Annotated in this window: 25 protein-coding genes; 11 read left to right on the forward strand and 14 right to left on the reverse strand. The window is 62.2% G+C overall.

The window, feature by feature from the left end; translation table 11 throughout:
* The first annotated feature begins 145 nt into the window (after positions 1 to 145).
* On the forward strand, positions 146 to 811 hold the full coding sequence (locus tag ATY02_RS35580; RefSeq protein ID WP_068575962.1) for an FKBP-type peptidyl-prolyl cis-trans isomerase: 666 nt from the start codon (positions 146 to 148) through the stop codon (positions 809 to 811).
* 57 nt (positions 812 to 868) lie between these two features.
* Here the strand turns inward: ATY02_RS35580 and ATY02_RS35585 are convergent, their stop codons facing one another.
* The 7 genes from ATY02_RS35585 to ATY02_RS35615 form a co-directional block, all read right to left on the reverse strand.
* On the reverse strand, positions 869 to 1327 hold the full coding sequence (locus tag ATY02_RS35585; protein WP_068575960.1) for an Rsd/AlgQ family anti-sigma factor: 459 nt from the start codon (positions 1325 to 1327) through the stop codon (positions 869 to 871).
* A gap of 192 nt (positions 1328 to 1519) precedes the next feature.
* Positions 1520 to 2110 carry a disulfide bond formation protein B gene (locus tag ATY02_RS35590; protein WP_225926546.1) on the reverse strand — a complete coding sequence of 197 codons (591 nt, stop codon included), beginning with the start codon at positions 2108 to 2110 and terminating at the stop codon, positions 1520 to 1522.
* Positions 2111 to 2203: 93 nt separating this feature from the next.
* Complete coding sequence (locus tag ATY02_RS35595; RefSeq protein WP_068575956.1) at positions 2204 to 3442, reverse strand: heme biosynthesis protein HemY; 1239 nt, start codon at positions 3440 to 3442, stop codon at positions 2204 to 2206.
* Positions 3439 to 4578, reverse strand: coding sequence for a uroporphyrinogen-III C-methyltransferase (locus tag ATY02_RS35600; RefSeq protein ID WP_068575954.1), 1140 nt, complete (start codon positions 4576 to 4578; stop codon positions 3439 to 3441). Before ATY02_RS35600 ends, ATY02_RS35595 begins: the two co-directional genes overlap by 4 nt.
* Positions 4579 to 4594: 16 nt before the next feature.
* A complete protein-coding gene (locus ATY02_RS35605) occupies positions 4595 to 5362 on the reverse strand; it encodes a uroporphyrinogen-III synthase (RefSeq protein ID WP_068575952.1) in 768 nt (255 codons plus the stop codon).
* Positions 5359 to 6300: a hydroxymethylbilane synthase gene (hemC, locus tag ATY02_RS35610; RefSeq protein WP_068575950.1), complete on the reverse strand. Its 942-nt coding sequence runs from the start codon at positions 6298 to 6300 to the stop codon at positions 5359 to 5361. The genes ATY02_RS35605 and hemC overlap by 4 nt, the downstream gene beginning before the upstream one ends.
* 125 nt (positions 6301 to 6425) lie before the next feature.
* Positions 6426 to 7172 carry a LytR/AlgR family response regulator transcription factor gene (locus ATY02_RS35615; RefSeq protein ID WP_068575948.1) on the reverse strand — a complete coding sequence of 249 codons (747 nt, stop codon included), beginning with the start codon at positions 7170 to 7172 and terminating at the stop codon, positions 6426 to 6428.
* A 610-nt stretch (positions 7173 to 7782) separates the two neighbouring features.
* Between ATY02_RS35615 and argH the strand changes: the two genes are divergently transcribed.
* On the forward strand, positions 7783 to 9177 hold the full coding sequence (gene argH / locus ATY02_RS35620) for an argininosuccinate lyase (protein WP_068576062.1): 1395 nt from the start codon (positions 7783 to 7785) through the stop codon (positions 9175 to 9177).
* Positions 9178 to 9246: 69 nt separating this feature from the next.
* Here the strand turns inward: argH and ATY02_RS35625 are convergent, their stop codons facing one another.
* Entirely contained in the window at positions 9247 to 9906 is a 660-nt protein-coding gene (locus tag ATY02_RS35625) for a glutathione S-transferase family protein (RefSeq protein ID WP_068575947.1), read from the reverse strand.
* 124 nt (positions 9907 to 10030) lie between these two features.
* Between ATY02_RS35625 and ATY02_RS35630 the strand changes: the two genes are divergently transcribed.
* From ATY02_RS35630 to ATY02_RS35640, 3 genes are all read left to right on the forward strand, one after another.
* Positions 10031 to 10315, forward strand: a complete 285-nt coding sequence (locus tag ATY02_RS35630; protein WP_068575944.1) for a hypothetical protein — start codon at positions 10031 to 10033, stop codon at positions 10313 to 10315.
* A gap of 204 nt (positions 10316 to 10519) precedes the next feature.
* Positions 10520 to 10765 (forward strand): TIGR02647 family protein, encoded by a 246-nt coding sequence (locus tag ATY02_RS35635; RefSeq protein ID WP_068575942.1) that lies wholly within the window; start codon positions 10520 to 10522, stop codon positions 10763 to 10765.
* A gap of 165 nt (positions 10766 to 10930) precedes the next feature.
* Complete coding sequence (locus tag ATY02_RS35640; protein ID WP_068575939.1) at positions 10931 to 13777, forward strand: class I adenylate cyclase; 2847 nt, start codon at positions 10931 to 10933, stop codon at positions 13775 to 13777.
* A 7-nt stretch (positions 13778 to 13784) separates the two neighbouring features.
* Here the strand turns inward: ATY02_RS35640 and rnk are convergent, their stop codons facing one another.
* The 3 genes from rnk to cyaY form a co-directional block, all read right to left on the reverse strand.
* Positions 13785 to 14198: a nucleoside diphosphate kinase regulator gene (rnk, locus tag ATY02_RS35645; protein ID WP_022641793.1), complete on the reverse strand. Its 414-nt coding sequence runs from the start codon at positions 14196 to 14198 to the stop codon at positions 13785 to 13787.
* Between the two features lie 141 nt (positions 14199 to 14339).
* Positions 14340 to 14573 carry a DUF1289 domain-containing protein gene (locus tag ATY02_RS35650; RefSeq protein ID WP_083235632.1) on the reverse strand — a complete coding sequence of 78 codons (234 nt, stop codon included), beginning with the start codon at positions 14571 to 14573 and terminating at the stop codon, positions 14340 to 14342.
* A 4-nt stretch (positions 14574 to 14577) separates the two neighbouring features.
* Positions 14578 to 14910: an iron donor protein CyaY gene (cyaY, locus tag ATY02_RS35655; RefSeq protein WP_068575937.1), complete on the reverse strand. Its 333-nt coding sequence runs from the start codon at positions 14908 to 14910 to the stop codon at positions 14578 to 14580.
* Positions 14911 to 15138: 228 nt separating this feature from the next.
* Between cyaY and lptM the strand changes: the two genes are divergently transcribed.
* From lptM to ATY02_RS35685, 6 genes are read left to right on the forward strand one after another with little or no spacing between them, the layout of a single operon-like run.
* The gene (gene lptM, locus ATY02_RS35660) at positions 15139 to 15294 is read left to right on the forward strand and encodes an LPS translocon maturation chaperone LptM (protein WP_083235631.1); all 156 of its coding nucleotides are present in this window, start codon (positions 15139 to 15141) and stop codon (positions 15292 to 15294) included.
* A 9-nt stretch (positions 15295 to 15303) separates the two neighbouring features.
* Entirely contained in the window at positions 15304 to 16551 is a 1248-nt protein-coding gene (gene lysA, locus ATY02_RS35665; RefSeq protein ID WP_068575935.1) for a diaminopimelate decarboxylase, read from the forward strand.
* A 4-nt stretch (positions 16552 to 16555) separates the two neighbouring features.
* Positions 16556 to 17386, forward strand: coding sequence for a diaminopimelate epimerase (gene dapF, locus ATY02_RS35670; protein WP_068575934.1), 831 nt, complete (start codon positions 16556 to 16558; stop codon positions 17384 to 17386).
* 13 nt (positions 17387 to 17399) lie between these two features.
* Positions 17400 to 18125 (forward strand): DUF484 family protein, encoded by a 726-nt coding sequence (locus ATY02_RS35675; protein ID WP_068575932.1) that lies wholly within the window; start codon positions 17400 to 17402, stop codon positions 18123 to 18125.
* 2 nt (positions 18126 to 18127) lie between these two features.
* Positions 18128 to 19024 (forward strand): tyrosine recombinase XerC, encoded by an 897-nt coding sequence (gene xerC / locus ATY02_RS35680; protein WP_068575930.1) that lies wholly within the window; start codon positions 18128 to 18130, stop codon positions 19022 to 19024.
* Positions 19024 to 19725: an HAD family hydrolase gene (locus ATY02_RS35685; RefSeq protein ID WP_068575928.1), complete on the forward strand. Its 702-nt coding sequence runs from the start codon at positions 19024 to 19026 to the stop codon at positions 19723 to 19725. The genes xerC and ATY02_RS35685 overlap by 1 nt, the downstream gene beginning before the upstream one ends.
* A 91-nt stretch (positions 19726 to 19816) precedes the next feature.
* Here the strand turns inward: ATY02_RS35685 and sutA are convergent, their stop codons facing one another.
* The 3 genes from sutA to ATY02_RS35700 form a co-directional block, all read right to left on the reverse strand.
* Positions 19817 to 20140, reverse strand: coding sequence for a transcriptional regulator SutA (gene sutA / locus ATY02_RS35690; protein WP_068575926.1), 324 nt, complete (start codon positions 20138 to 20140; stop codon positions 19817 to 19819).
* 102 nt (positions 20141 to 20242) lie between these two features.
* Complete coding sequence (locus ATY02_RS35695; RefSeq protein ID WP_068575924.1) at positions 20243 to 20668, reverse strand: secondary thiamine-phosphate synthase enzyme YjbQ; 426 nt, start codon at positions 20666 to 20668, stop codon at positions 20243 to 20245.
* 209 nt (positions 20669 to 20877) lie between these two features.
* Positions 20878 to 22215, reverse strand: a complete 1338-nt coding sequence (locus ATY02_RS35700) for an ammonium transporter (RefSeq protein WP_068575922.1) — start codon at positions 22213 to 22215, stop codon at positions 20878 to 20880.
* Positions 22216 to 22249 lie beyond the last annotated feature (34 nt).

The following is a 22249-nucleotide window of genomic DNA, read 5'->3' on the forward strand; positions in this document are numbered from 1 at the left end:
TGTTACCGCCGCTAGGCCATGTTGACAGTATCGAAAGCCCAGCGTTGCAGCCGATTGAAAATGTTCTTCACCCCCTTCGAAGTTGCCCACCAACGAGTCCTTCGTCGCTGGCATAATCCACCGCTACTCAGGCCGGAGAGTGCCCATGTCGCGTTACCTGTTTTTGTCCTTGAGTCTGTTCTTGCCGCTGGCCCAGGCCGCGGTCGAACCGACATCCGACGACGCCCACGATCTGGCCTACAGCCTGGGGGCGAGTCTTGGCGAACGCCTGCGCGACGAAGTACCCGACCTCAAGATCCAAGCCCTGGTGGAAGGCTTGAAAGCGGCGTACCAGGGCAAGCCACTGGCCCTCAAGAACGAACGTATCGAGCAGATCCTCGCCCAGCACGATGCCCAGATCAGCGAGCAATCGCTGAAGTCGCAAACTGAAGCTGCACTGGAAAACGAACGCCGTTTTCTCGATCAGGAAAAAGCCAAGCCCGGGGTTCGCCAACTGGCGGACGGCATACTCCTGACTGAACTGGCGCCTGGTAGCGGCAACAAGCCCAGCCCCAATGGTTCGGTCCAGGTTCGTTACACCGGACGCCTGCCCGACGGCACCGTGTTCGATCAGAACCAGCAGCCGCAATGGTTCCGCCTGGACAGCGTGATCGCTGGCTGGCGCAGCGCACTGCCACAGATGTCGACCGGCGCCAGATGGCGCCTGGTGATTCCATCGAACCAGGCCTACGGAACCGAAGGTGCCGGCGATCTGATCGCCCCCTATACGCCCCTGGTATTCGAAATCGAGTTACTGGGCACTGCTGGCTAGCACTGCGCAAACGAAAACGGCACGCCAAGGCGTGCCGTTTTTCATGGTCCCCCACGCTCAGGCCTGGGCTGCCACTTCCTGCTTGTGGGCGTTGTGCAGCACTTCGATCAAGCAGTCCTCAAGCTCGAAGCGCTCATGCAACAAGCCACCCAGTTCCTTGAACTTCTGCGCTACGCATTGCCCGGCATCGCACAGGTCATTGAAAGCCAGGAGCTTCTCGGTGATCACGTCGATGCGTGGATAGAGGGTATCGGCCAACTCCAGCCCGCGCTTGTCGCCAAAGGCCTTGGCTTCGCTGGTGAGTTGTTCGTAGATTTCAAAATGACCGGCGGAGACATAGTCCACCAGGATCGCGCAGAACTCTTGCAAGGGCTTCTTGCTCTCACTCAGCGACTCGGGTTCGGCGCCAAGCACATCATAGGCTCGAACCAGTTCGTGACGCTCCTGCAACCAGCGGTCGATCAGCAGATGAACTCCACCCCAGCGTTCCTGAGCATTCTGACAACTTTCGAGCATGGTGATCTCTCTTCCCTCAAGGGTCATGCCATTCGCCCGAGGCCCAATGGAACCCAGGACCAAGTCAGGCGCAACAGCATCGAGCAAGCGAATTCCAATGACAGGTGCGGGCCAGATTATGCCCGCTCGACAACAGCTTCAAGGTACGCAGGAGATAAAGTTCATACAAGCGTTTAATCCGCTGACACTGACTCAGGGCAATGCCGTGACCTTGCGCGCAGCGCGTAGCCAGCGCTGCAAACGATAGGCGCTGAAGCCCAGGACGATCAGGAAAAACAGCAAGCTCCACTCCGGCAGGCTCATGTCCAGCAGCGTCCAGGTGATTTCGGCGCAGTCCGCGGTCCCGACGAACAGCAACTGCAGAACCTGCCACCAGGACAGGTTGCGCAGCATGAAGGGCATGTCCGGCAAGCAGGCCAAGAGTTGTTCGGAGGGAATGTTCTGCAACAGCACATGGCGCCCGGCGGTCATCACACCGATGCCCCCCAGCAGCAGGTTGAGCCCCCAATACACCGCGCGCGCCCAGCGGGCAGGCCCGTGCAACGCCGCCAGCAGGTTGACACCGCCGAACATCACTATCAGGACTCGTTGCACCGCCCACAGCGGGCAGGCCTCAAGGCCACCGCCGGCCTGCAAGCTGAATGCCGCCCACGAGGCCAAGGCCCCCACCAGGAACACCAGGGAGAACAGCGAGCGCGAGCCGGCCAGCAACATGAGATATCCGTAACGGAAGAACAGGCAGCCACGGTAGAGAAAGCGCTCGTCGCTTTCAAGAAGCGCCATGCCAGCCTCGGCTGCAAAGAGTTGGCAGGGAACCGTGCATCCGGGTCAAGAAAAGGCCGATAGCCCTAGCAGGCTACCGGCCCCGATGAGACGTCAGGCCCGCGCCGGAACCGGCAACGGCGATGCCAGCAAGCGCTCATCCAGCAATCCCAGGCCCTCCTGGAACAGCTGGTTACTACGCTCGGTGTCCCCCAGCTGCGCCAGGAGACGCGCCAGTTCGGCACAGGCTTCGGGATTGCGCTGCAGGCGAAGGCTGCTTTCCAGGTAGTCGCGGGCCTTGCCCCACAAGCTGTTCTGCAGGCACAGGCGGCCCAGGGTCAACAGCAGGCTCGGATCATCCGCATGCTCCTTCAGCCAATGCTCGGCCGACTGCAACTGCCGTGCAGGGTCACTACCACGCACCAGCCCGTAAAGCCGTGCCAGGTGGCTTTCGTACTTGCGCTTGAGGGCTGTACGCAGCGCTTCTTCAGCCGCCGCTCCAGCGCCCAGCTGCCGTAGTTGCTCGGCATAGGCCAGCACCAGTTGTGGCTCCTGGCGCTGAGCCGCGGTCAATTGCTGCCATGCCCGATCGAGGGATTGCTGGGCGCTGGCCTGATCCTCTTCGCGGCGCGCAGCCAGCCCCAGGTTCTCGCCCCAGGCACGACGCTCCAGCTCTTGCAGCTCGCTGGCCGGCAGGGCCTTGTCCTTGCGCAGCTCAGGCAACAGGCGGATCAGCGCTGACCAATCACCACGCTGTTGATGCAGGCGCTGCAACTGGCGCAACACCTGCACGCTGTGGGGATGACGCTCGTGCATGGCCTGCAAGGTGCTGAGCGCACCTTCGGTATCGCCTCGATCGGTCTGCAACTGGGCATGGCTCAAGGCCACGGCCAGTTCAGCCTGGGGCTGGCGGGTCAGGGCCCGCTCCAGGAGGTTGTCGCACTCTTCATAATGGCCTTGCTCGTTGGCCGCCCGGGCTGCGCCCAGGTAGTACAGCAGCGGCTGGCGCTCGGCTTCGGCGGCACGATGCAAATGTTTCTGCGCGCTGGCCCAGCGACCTTCAGCAAGATCCATCTGACCCTGCTCGATGGCAATCTGCACTCGGCGACTACGATTGCGCCGGGACCAGGGATTGACCACGCCACCGGAAACCATCACCAGCTCTACCAGCAGCTTGATGCCCCAGATCACCAGCCAGATCAGCGCCACCAGGGCCAGCGTCGCCCACAGGCTCGATTCGAAGCGGAAGTTGCTATAGGCGATCAGCACGTACCCGGGGTGCTCGGCAATGGCCAAGCCCAGCAGGCCGACGGCGGCAATCAGCAGCAGGACAATCACATAGGCGCGCTTCATGGGCTGGTCTCCTGGGCCGTATTCGCCGCAGGCTTGGCCACAGGTTTGACCGACTCTTCAACACTCAGGTTGCGCCGCTCCAGATAGGCCTGGACGGTGCTCAAGGTCTTGGTCAGGTCTGGAGTCGCCACGGTGACCGGCTGCTTGCTCAACTCAGCCAGGCGCTGGAGCATGAGCTTGCTCTGGGGGTTGTCCTGGTTGAAGTGGCTGGTCAGTACATCGCGGGCTTCGGTCAGGGCCTGGGTATAGACCGGCGCCTGGCCATTGAGCGCCGCCCACTGGGCCTGCTCCAGCGCCAGGCTCAGGGCCAGGCGTACTTGGGTCAATCCCTGGCCGGCCAGCAGAGGGCGAATGTTCTTGTCGGCATTGAAGTCGATGCGGAAATAGCGAGAGATCTGGTCCCACCACTGCGCCCAGCGACTGGCGCCGTCGCCATCGGCGGTCAGGCCCAGCAAGGAGTCGCCGCGATCCTTGTACTCCGGAGCCACCGCACTGAGCTCCAGCACCTGGTCGCGCAAGGCACCCAGCTGCAGGAACAACCCGGTGCGGTCGGGCTGTTCGGTGCTGCGCAGGGCCGCCAGGGTCTTGGCCAATTGCTCGCGGGCCGCAAAAGCGCCCGGGTCGTTCTGCTCGCGCAGGATATCGTCCGCACCCTGGACCAGGGCCTGGGCACTGCTGATGTCCTGCAGCGCGGACAACCGCAGGCTGGCCAGGCGCAGCAGGTGCTCGGCCTCGGCCAGACGCCAGTCCTTGCGGCTGGCACCGAGCACGGTCTCCAAGCGCTGGCTCAGACGCTGCTGGTCGCCCTGCAACTGCGCCACCAGGCGACGCCGGTCCTCCAGCTCGTCGGCTGCAGGTAGCTGCTCCAGCCGGGTACTCAGGCGCTGCTCGCTAAGCTTGAAGCTCTGGGCCTGGTCACCCAGGGCCTGCAACTGGCTCAACTGCTGCTGGTTGTTGGCTTGCAGGCTGCGCACCTGCCAGATTCCCCAGCCACCTACAGCGATACCCGCCGCCCCCAGTAACAGGGCCAGTATCGCCAACCCGTTGCCACGACGCTCAACAGTTGGGGCCGTGGGTACAACCGGTGCCTCGGACACCGGTTGGACTTCATCTTTAGGCAAGGCTGTTTCGCTCACGTATCCATCCTTTGTGTTAGAGAACGGGCACGGGTTGCTCCCGTAGCGCCGTTAGCAAAGCCGCGGCACTGGCGCCGCGGCAATCCACAACTTTTTCCGCCCCGGCGGCACGCGCTATTTCAGCGACCCGGGGACTTGGAACAAACAATGGCATCTTCGCCAACTGCGGCCAGGCCGGACCGGCCAGTTGCTGCAGGTGGCTGAAACCCTGTCCACTGCTGACCACCAGCCCGTTCAAGCGTTCCCCCAGAATCCGCTGGGGCAGCGTACCTTCGGCGTAGTGCGGCAAGCATCGACGATAGAGTTCCAGATAATCGACACTAGCACCTTGGCTGCGCAAACGCTCAGAGAGCAGTTCGCGCCCTCCTTCTCCACGCACGATCAGCACTCGTGGCTCGGACCGAGCGATAGCCTCGCGCAATTGGGGAAGTTCTAGCAAGGCTTCGCTGTCATCACCGGCCTGTGGATAAAACACCTGCAACCCGGCATCCGCCAGGATCTGCCCCGTTCCAGCCCCGACGCAGAACCAACTCTGTGCCGGTGGCTGCGGCCAGTATTCACGCAGCAGTTCCAGGACCAGGCTCGCAGCTGGCTTGCTGACCACGATCACCGCACAATAATGCTCCAGCTCAAGCAGGCACGAGCGCTGGATGTCTGTGACAGGCAAGGCCTGGATCTCAAGCAATGGCAGGCAACTGCTGGAAACACCGGACTCGGCCAGGACCGCTGCCAGCGCGGCACAGTCTTCGGTCGGCCGGGTCAGCAGCAGGCGCCAATCGGTCACTCTTCTCCCGCCTCGCCATAAACGGCGCGCAGGATGTCACCAGCACCCTGGGACAACAGTTCGTCCGCCACTTGTACACCCAGTTCGGCAGCACGCTCGCGCGAGCCGCGGGCCTGGGCACTGAGCAACATGCCACCGCTGGGCTCGCCTACCAGGCCACGCAACCAGAGCTGCTCGCCCTCCAATACGGCGTAGCAGGCGATCGGCACCTGGCAGCCGCCATTGAGATGCTTGTTCAGCGCTCGCTCGGCCGTGACCCGGCTGGCGGTGTCGGCGTGATGCAAGGGCGCCAGCAAGGCGTGGATTTCTGTGTCGGCACTGCGACATTCGATGCCTACGGCACCCTGGCCACCCGCCGGAAGGCTGTCCTCGACACTGATGGAGGAACGAATACGACCTTCAAAGCCCAGGCGGATCAGGCCAGCCGCGGCGAGGATGATCGCGTCATATTCACCGGCATCCAGCTTGGCCAGGCGAGTGTTGACGTTGCCACGCAAGAAGCGAATCTGCAGGTCCGGGCGGCGCGCCAGGAGCTGGGCCTGGCGACGCAGGCTGGAGGTGCCGACCACGCTGGCGGGCGGCAATTCGTCGAGACTGGCGAAGGTATTGGAGACAAAGGCGTCGCGCGGGTCTTCACGCTCGCAGATGCAAAACAGGCCCAGGCCTTCGGGGAAGTCCATGGGCACATCTTTCATCGAGTGCACGGCGATATCGGCCTGGTTCTCCAGCAGCGCGGTCTCCAGCTCTTTGACGAACAGGCCCTTGCCACCGATTTTCGACAGGGGCGAGTCCAGCAGTTTGTCACCGCGACTGACCATGGGCACAAGAGTCACGGCAAGGCCTGGATGAGCCTCTTGCAGACGGGCTTTGACGTATTCGGCCTGCCACAAGGCCAAGGCACTTTTGCGGGTAGCGATGCGGATTTCGCGAGAGGACATGGATCAATCCGTACTGAATAGATACGGCAGATGATAACAGCTCAGCCAAAGCTGCTTTGACTTGTATCAGAAAGCCAGCGTCCTCCCGCTGCCAGGCCTCTTGCCGCTACCCTCGCATTCGCGGCCTAGAGCTGCTGCATCATCTTGCGCACACCTGCGACATGGCGCCGGCTGACGATCAACGCATCGCCATTGAGCCCCTTGAGATACAGCTGGAAGTGCCCCAGGGGCGTGCGCTGCAGGCGTTCGATGCGCTCACGGGCCACCAGCGCGTTACGGTGAATGCGCACGAAGCGCTCGCCAAACTCGTCTTCCAGGGCTTTCAAGGGCTCGTCCAGCAGCACCTCGCCATGCTCATGGCGCAGAGTCACGTACTTGTGATCGGCGATGAAATACACCACCTGGGCCAACGGAATCAGCTCGATCCCCTTGCGGGTACGAGCACTGATATGACTGCGCGGACCCGTGCCCGACTCTGCTGCAGGCCGGGTCAGGGCAGCCAGTTGCACACGGGTGGGCTTGTCGGCCTTTTTCAGGGCTTCGAGCAGTAGTTCGGGGCGGACCGGCTTGGCCAAGTGACCGACGCCACTGCCATTGAAGGCTTCAAGGGCAAATTCGTCCGGTGCTGCGCAAAACACCAGGGCCGGGGGTGTCTCGCGCTCGCACAGCTTGCCGGCGACCTGCAGGCCATCCAAGCCAGGCATGCGCACATCAAGCAGGACGATATCCGGCTTCAGGCTGTCGATCAGGCTCAATGCCTCTTCGCCACTGGTGGCGCTGGGCTCCAGGACACTGTATCCCTCAAGCTCGCCGACCATGCGGCTCAGGCGCTCACGGGCTAGGGGTTCGTCATCAACGATCAGGACATTCATATTGCGCTGGATTCCTGCGTGAGTCTCGCACAAGGATAGCGTAGACAGGTGGAGTGACGTCCGTCACGGCGATCCACGCTAAGACTAGTGCGAAGGCCAAAAAGTGCCGCAAGTCGGGCATCAATATTTACCCGGACCTGCCCGATACCGCCCAAGACCGTTGAATGCGCGACGACGTCGCAGGGAATGCTGATACTCAACACAAAGCCCCCCTCGTTGTGTGGCCGCCGCCCACCCTGGCCGCACCCGCCTCGTTTCATGGACGGATTGCTTGCCCTGCGCGGAGTGAACTCGTTGGTCGGCCCCACGGCGAGCACCTGGCTGGCGCTACGCAATTGTGCCGATCCTCCTGTCCAACTGTAGACGGTTGCCAAGACGATATTGCTCAATCGAGAAATATCGTTTGATCGATATCACCTTCGGCACCCAGGCAACCGACCTCGCCCAGGCGCACCGGTTCCAGTCTCCGCGCCACCAGGACCGCCAGCAAGCGGTCCAAGAGTCGCAGGTAAAAAGCTGCCGACCAGTGCCAGCGCCAGCCTGGGCAACCCTGCTATCATCGGCGCCTGTTTTTCACGCCATCTTCCTTCAGCAGATCACGAGCGAATTCATGAGCACTGACAAGACCAATCAGTCCTGGGGCGGCCGCTTCAGTGAACCCGTCGACGCCTTCGTCGCCCGCTTCACCGCCTCTGTCAATTTCGACCAGCGCCTGTATCGCCACGACATCATGGGCTCGATCGCCCACGCCACGATGCTGGCCAAGGTCGGTGTACTCACCGATGCCGAACGCGACAGCATCATCGACGGCCTGAAGACCATCCAGGGCGAGATCGAGGCCGGCAGCTTCGACTGGCGCGTGGACCTTGAAGACGTACACATGAACATCGAGGCACGCCTGACCGACCGCATCGGAATCACCGGCAAGAAGTTGCACACCGGGCGCAGTCGCAATGACCAGGTGGCCACCGATATCCGCCTGTGGCTGCGCGACGAGATCGACCTGATCCTCGGCGAAATCACCCGCCTGCAAAAAGGCCTGCTGGAGCTGGCCGAGCGTGAAGCCGACAGCATCATGCCGGGCTTCACCCACCTGCAGACCGCCCAGCCTGTGACCTTCGGCCACCATATGCTGGCCTGGTTCGAGATGCTCAGCCGCGATTACGAACGCCTGGTGGACTGCCGCAAGCGCACCAACCGCATGCCACTTGGCAGTGCGGCCCTGGCGGGTACCACCTACCCGATCGACCGCGAACTGACCTGCCAACTGCTGGGCTTCGAAGCAGTAGGCGGCAACTCCCTGGACAGCGTGTCGGACCGTGACTTCGCCATTGAATTCTGCGCCGCCGCCAGCGTGGCGATGATGCACCTGTCGCGTTTTTCCGAAGAGCTGGTGCTATGGACTAGCGCGCAGTTCCAGTTCATCGACCTGCCGGACCGCTTCTGCACTGGCAGCTCGATCATGCCGCAAAAGAAGAACCCCGACGTGCCGGAACTGGTACGCGGCAAGAGCGGCCGGGTATTCGGTGCACTGATGGGCCTGCTGACCCTGATGAAGGGCCAGCCCCTGGCCTACAACAAGGACAACCAGGAAGACAAGGAGCCGCTGTTCGACGCCGCCGACACCCTGCGCGATTCGCTGCGCGCCTTCGCCGACATGATTCCGGCCATCAAGCCCAAGCACAGCATCATGCGCGAGGCGGCCCTGCGCGGCTTCTCCACCGCCACGGACCTCGCCGACTACCTGGTCCGCCGTGGCCTGCCGTTTCGCGACTGCCACGAGATCGTCGGCCATGCCGTGAAGCATGGCGTGGACACCGGCAAGGACCTGGCGGAAATGAGCCTGGAAGAACTGCGCCAGTTCAGCGACCAGATCGAACAGGACGTGTTCGCCGTGCTGACGCTCGAAGGTTCGGTCAATGCCCGCAACCACATCGGTGGCACGGCTCCGGCCCAGGTCCGGGCCGCCGTGATCCGCGGCCAGGCCTTGCTGGCCAGTCGCTGAGTCATTGCGCCAGCCTGGGGTGGTAGATCGCCCCAGGCTGCCAGCAAAGCCGCACCCGCAAGGGCGCGGTTACTTCCTGGCCGCCACCATGGCCAGGAACTGCGGCATCGCTGCCTCCCTGTCTGCCGCAATACGCTGGACATTGGGCAACTGCTCCAAGCGCTCCAGCAGGGCCTTCGCCTCCGGCATCGCCGCCAGGAAATCCACCTCGAACAATTTCTGCCCAACCGTCCGGGCCAGGCTCACGCTGTAGAGAAAGTACAGGTCCGCCACAGTCAGGCTATCGCCAGCGACATAAGGCGAGAACCGAGCATGCCGCGCCAACGCGGAAAAACCGAGCTGCAAGTCAGCCTTGGCCTTCTGCTTGATTGCCTCCGGCACCGTCATGCCGAAAAAAGCCTCGGGGTAACAGGTGCGTGCCGGCAACTCGATGTACAACTCGATTTCCCTGGCCAGCGCCAGCACCTGGGCCCGCTGGAACGGCTCGCCCGGCAACAGCGCCGGTCCCGATCGGGTCTGCTCGAGGTATTCGAGGATGACGCTGGTTTCATTGATGAACCCTTGGGCCACCTGCAAGACCGGTACCTTGCCACGAGGACTGATAGCCAGCGCCTCTGGCGCCTGGCCGGCGTAGAACGCCACCTCCTCGAAAGTCAGTCCTTTTTCCAGCAGCGCCAGCTTGACCATGTTGTAGTAGTTACTGACACAAAAACCATAAAGCTTGAGCATCACTTAGCCTCCAGGCCGTTCAGGGGTTGGCAGCATTTTTTATAGAAGGTCCCTGCCACTCTGGCCAGCAGCATCACTTCCCTGAATGCGAGTAGACTGGCGTCCTTTCCTTGAGGAGCCTGCCATGAGCGAGCCAACCGATATCGACAACGACGAAGAAGAGTTCGCCGAAAATACCCTGGTCGAAGCGATCGAGAACCAGATTGAAAGCGACAACCCGCCGGCTGCCAAGGCCACCTTCAACAAGCTGACCCTGGTGGGCTACGAACGGGACGAAATCCTCAACCTGATGGCCCATGTCCTGGCCATCGAGATCGATGCGATCCTCGAGGAGGACCGGCCTTTCGACACCCAGTGGTACGAAGCGGCCTTGCGTGCCCTGCCGGACCTGCCTCCCGAGAAACAGTGAAGCTCCCGCCGGAGCGTTGCCCCCTGCAACGCTCCATGCACCTGATACGACCTTTCGCCCAGCGCCTGACTACACTGCAACCACCCTGCGGCCAAACACCGCTGCCATTGGCTGCAAAAGTACTCAGCGAACGCTGGACACACCGCCCTTGTGCGGTCACCTTAAGAACGCTGACCTCTCATTCCTAGAAAGTCTGGAGTCCTTATGTCGTATACCCCTGAGTTGGTTGCCGAACTGGAAATCCTTGCACTCTTCAACCTGGACAGTTCCCAGGAAGGCCTGAAGATCCATCAGACCGCTACCCCCAGCGCTATCGCAGCCGCCAAGCGCCTGCATGCCAAGGAACTGATCACCCAGCCCGATGGTGGCTACCTCACCAGCCTCGGCCGGGATGCCGCCGAACATGCCCAGGGCCTCCTGACCATCCTCAACGTCGCCGAAACCGCCTGAAGACTTCCCTTGCCTGCGGGACTCCCGTCCGTCGGGATTCCGTAGGCTGCCTTGCACCAATGCGTTAGAAATCTGGCGTCAAAAATAAAATCAGCTTAAGAGTCAGCCCTGTCTGCCGGTAGACTGGCTACACCCTGACTCCGCCACGTTCGAGCTCCGCTTGAAATGCCCCATACCCATGAAATCCGTCCCGACCTGGATGAAGGAATCGATCGCAAGGTTCTAAGCAAGCTCCGTGCACGCTTTCTCACCCTCAACGAAGGACGCATGACCCGGGCCATGGAGGGCTTGTCGGCCCGCCAGCAACTGGTCCTCAACCTGCTGCCGCTGTTCTTTCACGTCAATCACCCATTGCTCCCCGGCTATGTCTCCGGTGCAACTCCTGCGGGCCTGTCCAACTATGAGCCCGACCCGGCTGCACTGGCCGAGGCCCAGCGCCTGACCCGTTCCTTTTCCTACAAGACGCGCCACGGCAACCCACCGCGACCGATCCATGGCCTGTTCCTCATGGGCAGCCTGGGCACCCTGGCCCAAGCCGACCAGAGCGATATGGACGTATGGGTCTGCCACGCCTCGAACCTGAGTGAAAACGAACTGGCCGAGCTGCAGAAGAAATGCCAGTTGCTGGAAACCTGGGCCGAGAGCCAGGGCGCCGAAGCGCATTTCTTCCTCATCGATCCGAGCCGCTTCGTCCGTGGCGAACGCGATACCCAGCTCAGCTCGGACGATTGCGGCACCACCCAGCACTACCTGCTGCTGGATGAGTTCTATCGCACCGCCATCTGGCTGGCCGGGCGCACCCCCCTGTGGTGGCTGGTGCCGGTGTACGAGGAGTCTCGCTACGAGCAGTACATCCACACGCTGCTGTCCAAGCGCTTCGTCTCTGCCGAGGAAAACCTCGACCTGGGGCACATGGCGCGGATTCCTCCCGGGGAATTCATCGGAGCCGGGCTCTGGCAGTTGTTCAAGGGCATCGAGTCGCCCTACAAGTCCGTACTCAAGCTATTGCTGATCGAGGTCTATGCCAGCGAGCATCCGCAGGTCCAGTGCCTGAGCCTGCGCTTCAAGCAGGCCGTGTTCGCCAATCGCCTGGACCTGGACGAGCTGGACCCGTACATCGTGGTCTACCGGCGCATAGAGGAGTACCTCAAGGCCCGCGGCGAACCCGAGCGCCTCGAGCTGGTACGTCGCAGCCTGTACCTCAAGGTCAATCGCAAGCTGACTGCCGGCAATGGCTCTCGCAGCCCGAGCTGGCAACGGGCGCTGCTGGAGCGCCTGGCTGACGAATGGGGCTGGGACCACCGCCAGCTGGCACTGCTCGACAGCCGTAGCCAGTGGAAAGTGCGCCAGGTCGGCAGCGAACGCCGCGCCCTGGTCAACGAGCTCAACTACAGCTATCGCTTCCTGACCCAGTTCGCCCGCACCGAGCAAGCTGCCAGCCTGATCAACAAGCGCGACCTCAACGTGCTGGGCCGGCGCTTGTACGCAGCCTTCGAACGCAAGGCGGGGAAAATCGAATTCATCAACCCGGGCATCGCCCCGGACCTGGCGGAAGATACCCTGACCCTGGTGCAATCGCCCAACCGCAGGGAACCCGGCCAGACGCACTGGGGCCTGTACAGCGGCAACCTGACGGCCCTGGAATGGGAACACTTCGCCCCGATCAAACGCAGCCGCGAGCTGCTGGAACTGCTCACCTGGTGTCATCGCAACGGAGTGATCGACAGCAGTACCCGCCTGGCCTTGCATCCCGGCAGCAGCGACCTGAGCGAGTTCGAGCTGTTCAACCTGCTGGGCAGCCTGCAGCAAACCGTCGCCCTCCCGCTCAATGCCGCCAGCGAAGATCAACTGCTGCATGCCAGCGTGCCCAGCGAAGTGCTGGTCCTGGTGAACGTGGGGGTCGATCCGCTCAAGCACCATCGTGAGCTGAACATCCACATGACCACCGAGCGAACCGATTCCCTGAGCTACGCAGGGGTTCGCGAGAACCTGGTGCTGACCCTGGACCAGGTCACCCTCAATAGTTGGAACGAAGTCATGGTGGGTCGCTACGACAGCGAGCATGCCCTGCTCGATTGCCTGCGCGACTACCTGAACAACCTGCCTGCCGGCCCCCAGCCACGGCTGCGGGTCCGTTGCTTCTGCCACAACCGTGCGCAATTCATCGCCCGCCGGGTGGAAGAGCTGTTCGAGACTGCACAGAACCTGCTGCTCAGCCAGCTCAACTATCGCTACCTGATCCAGGTCCAGCAGCACTATCACGTGCTCGAACTGGTGCCCGGCCAGGTTCGGCACCGGGCCCTGGCAACCCCCGCCGCGCTGCTGGACTACCTGGGACAGGAACAGACCCGCTACAGCCCCCTGCACCTCGACCCCATGGCCCTGGAGGATCACGACCTGGCACTGATCCTGCCCATGGGCCAACCGGACTGCATCCAGGTGTTCTACCGAATCAGCGAAGACCAGGCCGAGCTCTATGTCCTGGACGAGCACAATGCCCTGTGGCAACAGACCCTGCCCTACCACGACGAGCAGAGCCTTCTGGTGCCCTTGCAGCGCTTCCTGCAGTCGATCCTTTATCGGCGCGAGGCCCTGCTGCCCATGGACAGCATTCCAAGCGAGAAACCTTTAGACACACTCTACTTCCAGATACTGCCCTCAGGCACCGCCCGAGCACGCCGGGTAGAGGCCCGGCCGGCACCACTGACTCCGGTCGACAAGGCTTTTTATGATGTGCAGGCAATCGTCGGCAAGGCGGCACCGGGTCAGGTGCAAGTCTCGCTGTACTGCAATCAAAGGGAGTTTTCCGAGCTGGAATATGGCGACCAACTGTTCAGCACAGTCGTCCAGGAGATCGTCGAGCAGCGCCGCGAACCGGAGCGTTACCGCTGCTACATCACCGATCTGGACCTGTCCGGCCTGCTCGGTGATGGGCAAGGTTCGAGCATTCTGTATCTGCGTTACAAGGCCAGCCTGGAGCGTGCCTTGAACGACGCGCTCGAACAGGTCTAGACAGGAATCAGAGGTGGAAGTCGCCTGCGGCTTCCGGCTGGTATTCCACTTCCAGCAACGTCAGTTTCAGGGTCTTTCCGCCCGGGGCCGGCCAGTCGATGTACTGCCCTACCTGCAGCCCCAACAAGGCGCTGCCCACCGGCGCTAGGATGGAGATCTTGCCTTCGTCGGCATTGGCATCCTGGGGATAGACCAGTGTCAGGTGGTAGTCCTTGCCGCTGCTTTCTTCACGGCAGTGCACCCGCGAGTTCATGGTTACGACACCGGCCGGGACCTCATCGTGGCCCACCAGTGTTTCGGCACGATCCAGCTCGGCTTGCAGTGCAATGACGCCTGGCAGCGAGTCGTCCAGACTGTCGATCAGGCGCTCCAGACGTTGCACGTCAAGGCGGGTAAGGATGATGGATGGTGCAGTACTCATGATCCTGGCTGACTCCTGTTTTTTCTGCACAAAAAAGCAAAACCCCGCCAAATAAGACGGGGTTCTCACCAGCCTCGAGGTAGCGAGGCGAAGTCGGACACTATCACAGCGAACCGAATAAACAAACCGTGCGGACCAGAACTACACCCCCCCTGGTATCGCCGCCTGTTTACGCTGCAACGCCTGGTCGCAGATCACTCGACGGCGTTCGTCGTCAGCCGAGCGCCACTCGCGAATATCCTCCACGTGCCGGAAACAGCCCCGGCAGATTTTCTCCTCGTCGAGGCGGCACAGGCTGATACAGGGCGAGCGCACCGCCGGACTGACATTGCTGAACAGCGGCTTGGGCGGGCGGACCGTACTGGGCTGGCTCACGAAATCAAAGCCCTTCGAACTCGAGCTTGATATCCGCCTGTTCGAACACGATGCGCTCCAACATCTCGCCCAGTTGTTCTTCGCTCTTGTCGCACATCCAGCGCTCGCTCTCCTCGTCATAGTCGAAGTGGAAACCGCCCGAACGCGCAGCCAGCCACAGCTGGCGCAGAGGCTCCTGGCGACTGAAGATCACCTGGCTGCCATTATCGAACTTGACGGTGAGCACCCCGGCCGAGCTTTCCAGGTCGATGTCCAGGTCACTCTCATCGAAAATATCCTCCAGCGCCTGCTGGGTGGCATCCACCAGGTCGTGGAAACGGGCTTCGGTCAAACTCATTGCAGGAACCTCGGTCAGTATCTAGTCACGCTCAAGCGCCGCAAGATACGGGCGCTTCCCGGTGAATGCAAAGAATACCGGAGCGGCCGATACCTGCCACGACCAATCCGCCAACACTGCCAGCCGGTCACCGGCAAAGGCCCGCCAGGCGGGATTTTCCTTGCATAGGCAAGCTGCCGGGTGGCCGGTATACTCGGGCGCAATTTACGCATTCTCAAGGATTTCGCCATGAAGCGCCTGATCTCCGCCCTCGCTGCGCTTGTCGCGGTTGCCTGCCTCGTGACCGCCTGCGGCCAGAAAGGCCCGTTGTACCTGCCAGATGACAGCAAATCCCCCGAGGAACAGTCGAAGGCGCACAAGCACGACACTTTCGACACCTACTAAGGGCTCGCCATGGACGCTTTCAACTACCGCGACGGCGAGCTGTTCGCGGAAGGCGTAGCCCTGTCCGCCATTGCCGATCGTTTCGGTACGCCCACCTACGTCTATTCCCGCGCGCACATCGAGGCCCAGTACCTGGCCTACGCCGAGGCGTTGGCCGGCATGCCGCACCTGGTCTGCTTCGCGGTGAAGGCCAACTCCAACCTTGGCGTACTCAATGTCCTGGCGCGCCTGGGCGCCGGTTTCGACATCGTCTCCCGAGGTGAGCTGGAACGGGTGCTGGCCGCGGGCGGGCAAGCGGACAAGATTGTCTTCTCCGGCGTTGGCAAGACCCGCGACGACATGCGCCGCGCCCTGGAAGTCGGCGTCCATTGCTTCAATGTCGAATCTGCCGAAGAACTGGAGCGCCTGCAGGAAGTGGCAGCGCAGATGGGCGTACGTGCACCGGTATCCCTGCGGGTCAATCCCGATGTGGATGCAGGCACTCACCCCTACATTTCCACCGGGCTCAAGGAAAACAAGTTCGGCATTGCCATTGCTGCCGCCGAGGATGTGTATGTTCGCGCGGCCCAGCTGCCCAACCTGGAAATCGTCGGTGTCGATTGCCACATCGGCTCGCAACTGACCAGCCTGGCGCCCTTCATCGATGCCCTCGAGCGCCTGCTGGACCTGGTAGACCGCCTCGCCGAGTGCGGCATCTATTTGCGGCACATCGACCTGGGCGGAGGCCTGGGAGTGCGGTATCGCGACGAGGAACCACCCCTGGCAGCCGACTACATCAAGGCCGTGCGTGAGCGCCTGGCCGGGCGCGACCTGGCCCTGGTGTTCGAGCCCGGACGCTTCATCGTCGCCAATGCCGGGGGGTTGCTGACTCGGGTCGAGTACCTCAAGCACACCGAACACAAGGACTTCGCCATCGTCGACGGCGCCATGAACGACCTGATCCGTCCGGCGCTGTACCAAGCCTGGATGGATGTCAGTGCCGTGCGCCCACGAGATACCGAACCCCGAACCTACGACATCGTCGGCCCAATCTGTGAAACCGGCGATTTCCTCGCCAAGGAGCGCGCCCTGGCCCTGGCCGAGGGCGACCTGCTGGCGGTGCATTCGGCCGGTGCCTATGGTTTTGTCATGAGTTCGAACTACAACACCCGCGGCCGCGCCGCCGAAGTCCTGGTCGATGGTGACCAGGCTGTGCAAGTGCGCCGTCGCGAGACGCTAGCCGAGTTATTCGCTGGCGAAAGCCTGTTGCCGGAGTAAGACCATGCTGCTGCGTTTTACCAAGATGCACGGCCTGGGCAATGACTTCATGGTCCTCGACCTGGTCAGCCAGCACGCGCATATTCAACCCAAGCACGCCAAGCAATGGGGGGATCGCAATACCGGGATCGGTTTCGATCAATTGTTGATCGTCGAGGCCCCGACCAATCCGGATGTGGACTTTCGCTACCGGATCTTCAATTCCGACGGTTCGGAAGTGGAGCAATGCGGCAATGGCGCTCGCTGCTTTGCCCGTTTCGTGCTGGACAAGCGCTTGACCACCAAGCGCCGGATCCGCGTAGAAACCAAGAGCGGCGTCATCGAACTCGATGTGCGCAACGACGGCCAGATCAGCGTCGATATGGGACCACCGCGCCTGGTACCGGCGGATATCCCATTTCAAGCACCAGCCCAGGCCACCAGCTATACGCTGGACGTCGAGGGTCGCCAGGTCGAGTTGGCCGCCATTTCCATGGGTAATCCCCACGCCGTGTTGCGGGTGGATGACATCAACAGTGCACCGGTCCATGAACTGGGTCCGAAGATCGAACATCACCCGCGCTTCCCGGCCCGGGTCAATGTCGGTTTTATCCAGGTACTGGACCGTCAACGCGCGCAGTTGCGGGTGTGGGAACGTGGCGCCGGGGAAACCCAGGCCTGCGGCACCGGCGCCTGCGCCGCTGCAGTGGCCGCGATCAGCCAGGGGTGGATGGATTCGCCGCTATTGATCGACCTGCCAGGCGGGCGCCTGTCCATCGAATGGGCGGGCCCAGGCCAACCGGTGATGATGACCGGCCCGGCAGTACGCGTATACGAAGGACAGGTGCGTCTATGAGCGAGCGAAATCCATGACCGATCAGCCACAGGTTCCCACGACAACGCCCGACGAATCTCCCGTCCAGAGCCTGGAGGCGGCAGCCGTTGCCGCCTACCTGGAGGCTCATCCGGACTTTTTCGTCGCCCACGAAGAACTGCTCCCGGCCTTGCGCATCCCCCACCAGCGCGGCGATACCGTTTCCCTGGTGGAACGGCAGATGAAGATCCTGCGCGAGCGCAATATCGAAATGCGCCATCGCCTGTCACAACTGATGGACGTGGCCCGAGACAATGACCGCCTGTTCGACAAGACTCGGCGCCTGATTCTTGCGCTGATGGACGCCAGCAGCCTCGAAGAGGTGGTGATGAGCGTCGAGGACAGCCTGCGCCAGGAGTTCCAGGTACCCTTCGTCAGCCTGATCCTGTTCAGCGACAGCCCCATGCCCGTTGGCCGCTGGGTCTCCGCCGCCGAGGCCCAGGGGGCTATCGGGGGCCTGCTGGCCGAAGGCAAGAGCGTCGCTGGCGCCCTGCGCGAACATGAGCTGGATTTTCTCTTCGGAGAAGAACAGCGCAAGCAGATCGGCTCCACAGCCGTGGTTGCCCTGGCTCATCAGGGGATGCATGGCGTGTTGGCCATCGCCAGCCGCGATCCGCAGCACTACAAGAGCTCGGTGGGCACCTTGTTCCTCAACTACATCGCCGAAGTCACCGGTCGCGTGCTACCGCGCTTCACCCACTCACTGCGCTCGGTACGCTGAACATGCAGCAACAACTGGACGCCTACTGCGCACACTTGCGCAGTGAGCGCCAGGTGTCGCCCCATACCCTGGAAGCCTACCGGCGCGACCTGGGCAAGGTGCTGGGGTTCTGCGAGAAGCAACAGGTGCACAGCTGGACCGACCTGGACATCCAGGGCCTGCGCAGCCTGGTGGTACGCCTGCACCAGCAGGGCCAATCCTCCCGCAGCCTGGCCCGCTTGCTGTCCGCGGTACGCGGGCTCTATCACTACCTGAACCGCGAAGGGCTATGCGATCACGATCCGGCCAATGGCCTGTCCCCGCCCAAAGGCGAACGACGACTGCCCAAGACCCTGGATACCGACCGTACCCTGCAACTGCTCGACGGCGCAGTAGAAGACGACTTCCTGGCTCACCGCGACCAAGCCATCCTGGAGCTGTTCTACTCCTGCGGGCTGCGCCTCTCCGAACTCACCAGCCTGAATCTCGAACAACTGGACCTGGCCGATGGCCTGGTGCAGGTCCAGGGCAAGGGCAGCAAGACCCGAGTCCTGCCAGTAGGCAGGAAAGCCCGCGAGGCCCTGGCACTATGGTTGCCGCTACGGGCCTTGAGCAATCCACCGGACACAGCCCTTTTCGTCAGCCAGAAAGGCCGCCGCCTGGGCCCCCGCGCCATCCAACTGCGAGTCAAGGCAGCGGGCGAACGCGAATTGGGCCAGAACCTGCACCCGCACATGCTGCGCCACTCCTTCGCCAGCCACCTGCTGGAATCCTCCCAGGACCTGCGCGCCGTGCAGGAACTGCTGGGGCACTCGGATATCAAGACCACGCAGATCTACACCCACCTGGACTTCCAGCACCTGGCAGCGGTCTACGACAGCGCCCATCCACGGGCCAAACGCAATAAAGGCGGTGAGTAATGACCATCAAGCTGATCACCTTCGACCTCGACGACACCTTGTGGGATACCGCCCCGGTGATCGTCAGTGCCGAGGCCACCTTGCGCCAATGGCTGGCAGAGCACGCTCCGAACCTGGGTGGCGTACCGGTGGAACACTTATGGGCCATTCGTGAACGAGTACTGGCACGTGAGCCCGGCCTCAAGCACCGGATCAGCGCCCTGCGCCTTCGAGTACTGTTCCATGCCCTGGAAGAAGCCGGGTATGACCAGGCCCAGGCCAGCCAGCTGGCCGAAGCAGGCTTCGAAGCATTCCTGCACGCCCGGCATCAACTGAATGTCTTTCCTGAGGTACAGCCAACCCTGGAGGCCCTGGCCAATCACTTCGCCCTTGGAGTGATCACCAACGGCAACGCCGACGTGCGTCGCCTAGGCCTGGCGGACTACTTCACGTTCGCCCTGTGCGCCGAGGACATCGGCATTGCCAAGCCCGATGCCCGGCTATTTCAGGAGGCCCTGCAACGCGGGGGCGCCACTGCCGACACCGCCGTGCATATCGGCGACCACCCGGGCGACGACATTGCCGGGGCCCAGCAGGCCGGCTTGCGCGCCATCTGGTTCAACCCGGGTGGCAAGGCCTGGGAGGCCGAACGCGCACCCGATGCGCAGATCCGCAGCCTGACCGAGCTTCCAGCCTTGCTCGGGCGCTGGAAGTCCCTGTAACACTGGCATCGCGCCCGATCCGCAGCTGTTTGCCCAGGCATGAAAAAACCCGCAGCGACGGCGGGTTTTTTCAGCAAGCAAGTAGCAAGGCTCAGATAGGCCGGCTGCCGTACTTGTTATCAGGCTTCTTGGGCGGATCGGCGACCACGTTGGCCTCGACTTCCTGCACTTTACCGCCACGGGCCAGGAACTCCTCCATGGCACGCGCCAGTGCATCGCGCTCCTTGTTCTTGGCTTCGACGCTCGGCAATTCGTCTACCGAGACGGCCGCCTTGGACTTGCCTTTGGCGGTCGGAGCAGGAACATCACTGCCATCGTCTTCCGCCACATCGTCGGCGGCCGCTTCCAGACCTTCTTCGGTTTCGTCTTCGTCACCTACTTCGAGGTCGTCGTTTTCCAGATCATCGTCGCTCATGTTCTACCTCATGACTTGCGAAAAGCAGATTAGTTATAGCCCAGCTCGGCCGACTGTCGAAGGCCGCCGGAAAAAAATCAACGTCCACTGATACTCAGCGGCTTATGCCTTATCACCCTGCAAGGTGGCAAGGACTTTGCGAGCACCGCCGTGATCACGATGCTCGCCCAGATAGACGCCTTGCCAGGTGCCCAGCGCCAGGCGTCCCGCCGAGATCGGCAAAGTCAACTGGCAGCCTAGCAAACTGGCCTTGAAGTGCGCCGGGAGGTCGTCCGCGCCTTCGTCGTTATGTTCATACCCAGCCATGCCTTGCGGCACCAGGGCGTTGAAGAAACGTTCGAAATCGCGCCGAACCGCCGGATCGGCATTCTCGTTGACGGTCAACGAGGCCGAAGTATGTTGTAGCCACAAATGCAGCAGACCCACCCGACATGCCTTCAACTCAGGCAGACCGGCGAGCAACTCGTCCGTTACCAGGTGAAAGCCCCGGGGCCTGGCCCGCAGGGTAATCAGGGTCTGTTGCCACATACCTATCTCCGCGCTTCGGCGCGCATTCTAGCGCGCTCAGGAAAAAAACAAAGCGCCTAATAATCCTGCTTTAGTGTAAGCATTTGCCCTACTAAAAATCGCCATGGCAAACATGCCAAGGCTTACCAGAAAAACCTTTCAGCCTTCCCCGAGATCAAAACCCAGGCAAAAAAAAGCCCGGCCAGTGCCGGGCTTTTTCGTTGGCGCCGTTACAGGTTGTAGCCACGCTCGTTGTGCTGCGCCAGGTCGAGGCCGACCGCTTCCTCTTCCTCGGTCACCCGCAGCCCGATGATGACGTCCAGCACCTTGAGGATGATGAAGGTAGCAATGGCGGTGTAGATCACCGTCAGGCCCACGCCCTTGGCCTGGACCCAGACTTGGGCGGCAACGTCGGTCACGGTGCCGAAGCCACCCAGGGAAGGCGCGGCAAACACACCCGTCAGGATCGCTCCGAGAATACCGCCGATACCGTGCACGCCGAAGGCATCCAGGGAGTCGTCGTAGCCCAGTTTGCGCTTGAGGCTGGTTGCGCAAAAGAAGCACACCACACCCGCCGACAGGCCAATGATCAAGGCGCCCATCGGGCCCACGGTACCCGCCGCCGGCGTGATCGCCACCAGGCCGGCCACTACGCCCGATGCGATCCCCAGGGCGCTGGGCTTGCCATGGGTGAACCACTCGGCAAACATCCAGCCCAGGGCTGCGGCAGCGGTGGCGATCTGGGTCACCAACATCGCCATGCCGGCAGTGCCATTGGCCGCGGCAGCTGAACCGGCGTTGAAGCCGAACCAGCCGATCCACAGCATCGCCGCGCCCATCAGGGTGTAACCCAGGTTATGCGGAGCCATCGGCGTGGTAGGAAAACCCTTGCGCTTGCCCAGCACCAGGCAGGCTACCAGCCCGGCGACACCGGCATTGATGTGCACCACCGTACCACCGGCGAAGTCCAGCACCCCCCAGTCGCCCATCAGCGAACCCGGACCGCTCCAGACCATGTGTGCGATCGGTGCATACACCACGGTGAACCAGATACCCATGAAGATCAGCATGGCCGAGAACTTCATCCGCTCGGCGAAGGCCCCAACGATCAGCGCCGGGGTGATGATGGCGAAGGTCATCTGGAAAGTGACGAACACCGCCTCGGGAAACAGCGCTGCCGGACCGGTTACGCTGGCCGGGGTGATACCGGCGAGGAAGGCTTTGGACAGCCCGCCAACGAACGAATTGAGATTGACCACGCCAGCTTCCATCCCGCTGGTGTCGAACGCGATGCTGTAGCCATAGATGAACCACAGGACGGTAATCAGGCCAGTGATGGCGAAGCACTGCATCATGACCGAAAGAATGTTCTTGGAACGCACCATGCCGCCGTAGAACAGCGCCAGCCCGGGGATGGTCATGAACAGTACCAGGGCGGTGGAGGTCAGCATCCAGGCGGTGTCGCCGGAATTCAGGACTGGAGCAGCCGCTTCGTCTGCCGCCATGGCCAAGCCAGGCATTACGAGGGGCAAAAGGGCTCCTAGCCCTGCGAATTTACGCAGAGTCATGTTGTTTTCTCCTGGGGCGTTGGGTTTGGGGCGG

Source organism: Pseudomonas sp. BIOMIG1BAC (genome assembly GCF_001705995.2).
Classification (GTDB): Bacteria; Pseudomonadota; Gammaproteobacteria; order Pseudomonadales; family Pseudomonadaceae; genus Aquipseudomonas; species Aquipseudomonas sessilinigenes.

Excerpts from the sequence above, each read along its gene's own strand:
- ATY02_RS35580 (WP_068575962.1), top strand. The coding sequence starts at position 146 with ATGTCGCGTTACCTGTTTTTGTCCTTGAGTCTGTTCTTGCCGCTGGCC.
- ATY02_RS35585 (WP_068575960.1), bottom strand. The coding sequence starts at position 1,327 with ATGCTCGAAAGTTGTCAGAATGCTCAGGAACGCTGGGGTGGAGTTCAT.
- ATY02_RS35590 (WP_225926546.1), bottom strand. The coding sequence starts at position 2,110 with ATGGCGCTTCTTGAAAGCGACGAGCGCTTTCTCTACCGTGGCTGCCTG.
- ATY02_RS35595 (WP_068575956.1), bottom strand. The coding sequence starts at position 3,442 with ATGAAGCGCGCCTATGTGATTGTCCTGCTGCTGATTGCCGCCGTCGGC.
- hemC (WP_068575950.1), bottom strand. The coding sequence starts at position 6,300 with ATGTCCTCTCGCGAAATCCGCATCGCTACCCGCAAAAGTGCCTTGGCC.
- ATY02_RS35615 (WP_068575948.1), bottom strand. The coding sequence starts at position 7,172 with ATGAATGTCCTGATCGTTGATGACGAACCCCTAGCCCGTGAGCGCCTG.
- argH (WP_068576062.1), top strand. The coding sequence starts at position 7,783 with ATGAGCACTGACAAGACCAATCAGTCCTGGGGCGGCCGCTTCAGTGAA.
- ATY02_RS35625 (WP_068575947.1), bottom strand. The coding sequence starts at position 9,906 with ATGCTCAAGCTTTATGGTTTTTGTGTCAGTAACTACTACAACATGGTC.
- ATY02_RS35630 (WP_068575944.1), top strand. The coding sequence starts at position 10,031 with ATGAGCGAGCCAACCGATATCGACAACGACGAAGAAGAGTTCGCCGAA.
- ATY02_RS35635 (WP_068575942.1), top strand. The coding sequence starts at position 10,520 with ATGTCGTATACCCCTGAGTTGGTTGCCGAACTGGAAATCCTTGCACTC.
- ATY02_RS35640 (WP_068575939.1), top strand. The coding sequence starts at position 10,931 with ATGCCCCATACCCATGAAATCCGTCCCGACCTGGATGAAGGAATCGAT.
- rnk (WP_022641793.1), bottom strand. The coding sequence starts at position 14,198 with ATGAGTACTGCACCATCCATCATCCTTACCCGCCTTGACGTGCAACGT.
- cyaY (WP_068575937.1), bottom strand. The coding sequence starts at position 14,910 with ATGAGTTTGACCGAAGCCCGTTTCCACGACCTGGTGGATGCCACCCAG.
- lptM (WP_083235631.1), top strand. The coding sequence starts at position 15,139 with ATGAAGCGCCTGATCTCCGCCCTCGCTGCGCTTGTCGCGGTTGCCTGC.
- lysA (WP_068575935.1), top strand. The coding sequence starts at position 15,304 with ATGGACGCTTTCAACTACCGCGACGGCGAGCTGTTCGCGGAAGGCGTA.
- dapF (WP_068575934.1), top strand. The coding sequence starts at position 16,556 with ATGCTGCTGCGTTTTACCAAGATGCACGGCCTGGGCAATGACTTCATG.
- ATY02_RS35675 (WP_068575932.1), top strand. The coding sequence starts at position 17,400 with ATGACCGATCAGCCACAGGTTCCCACGACAACGCCCGACGAATCTCCC.
- xerC (WP_068575930.1), top strand. The coding sequence starts at position 18,128 with ATGCAGCAACAACTGGACGCCTACTGCGCACACTTGCGCAGTGAGCGC.
- ATY02_RS35685 (WP_068575928.1), top strand. The coding sequence starts at position 19,024 with ATGACCATCAAGCTGATCACCTTCGACCTCGACGACACCTTGTGGGAT.
- sutA (WP_068575926.1), bottom strand. The coding sequence starts at position 20,140 with ATGAGCGACGATGATCTGGAAAACGACGACCTCGAAGTAGGTGACGAA.
- ATY02_RS35695 (WP_068575924.1), bottom strand. The coding sequence starts at position 20,668 with ATGTGGCAACAGACCCTGATTACCCTGCGGGCCAGGCCCCGGGGCTTT.
- ATY02_RS35700 (WP_068575922.1), bottom strand. The coding sequence starts at position 22,215 with ATGACTCTGCGTAAATTCGCAGGGCTAGGAGCCCTTTTGCCCCTCGTA.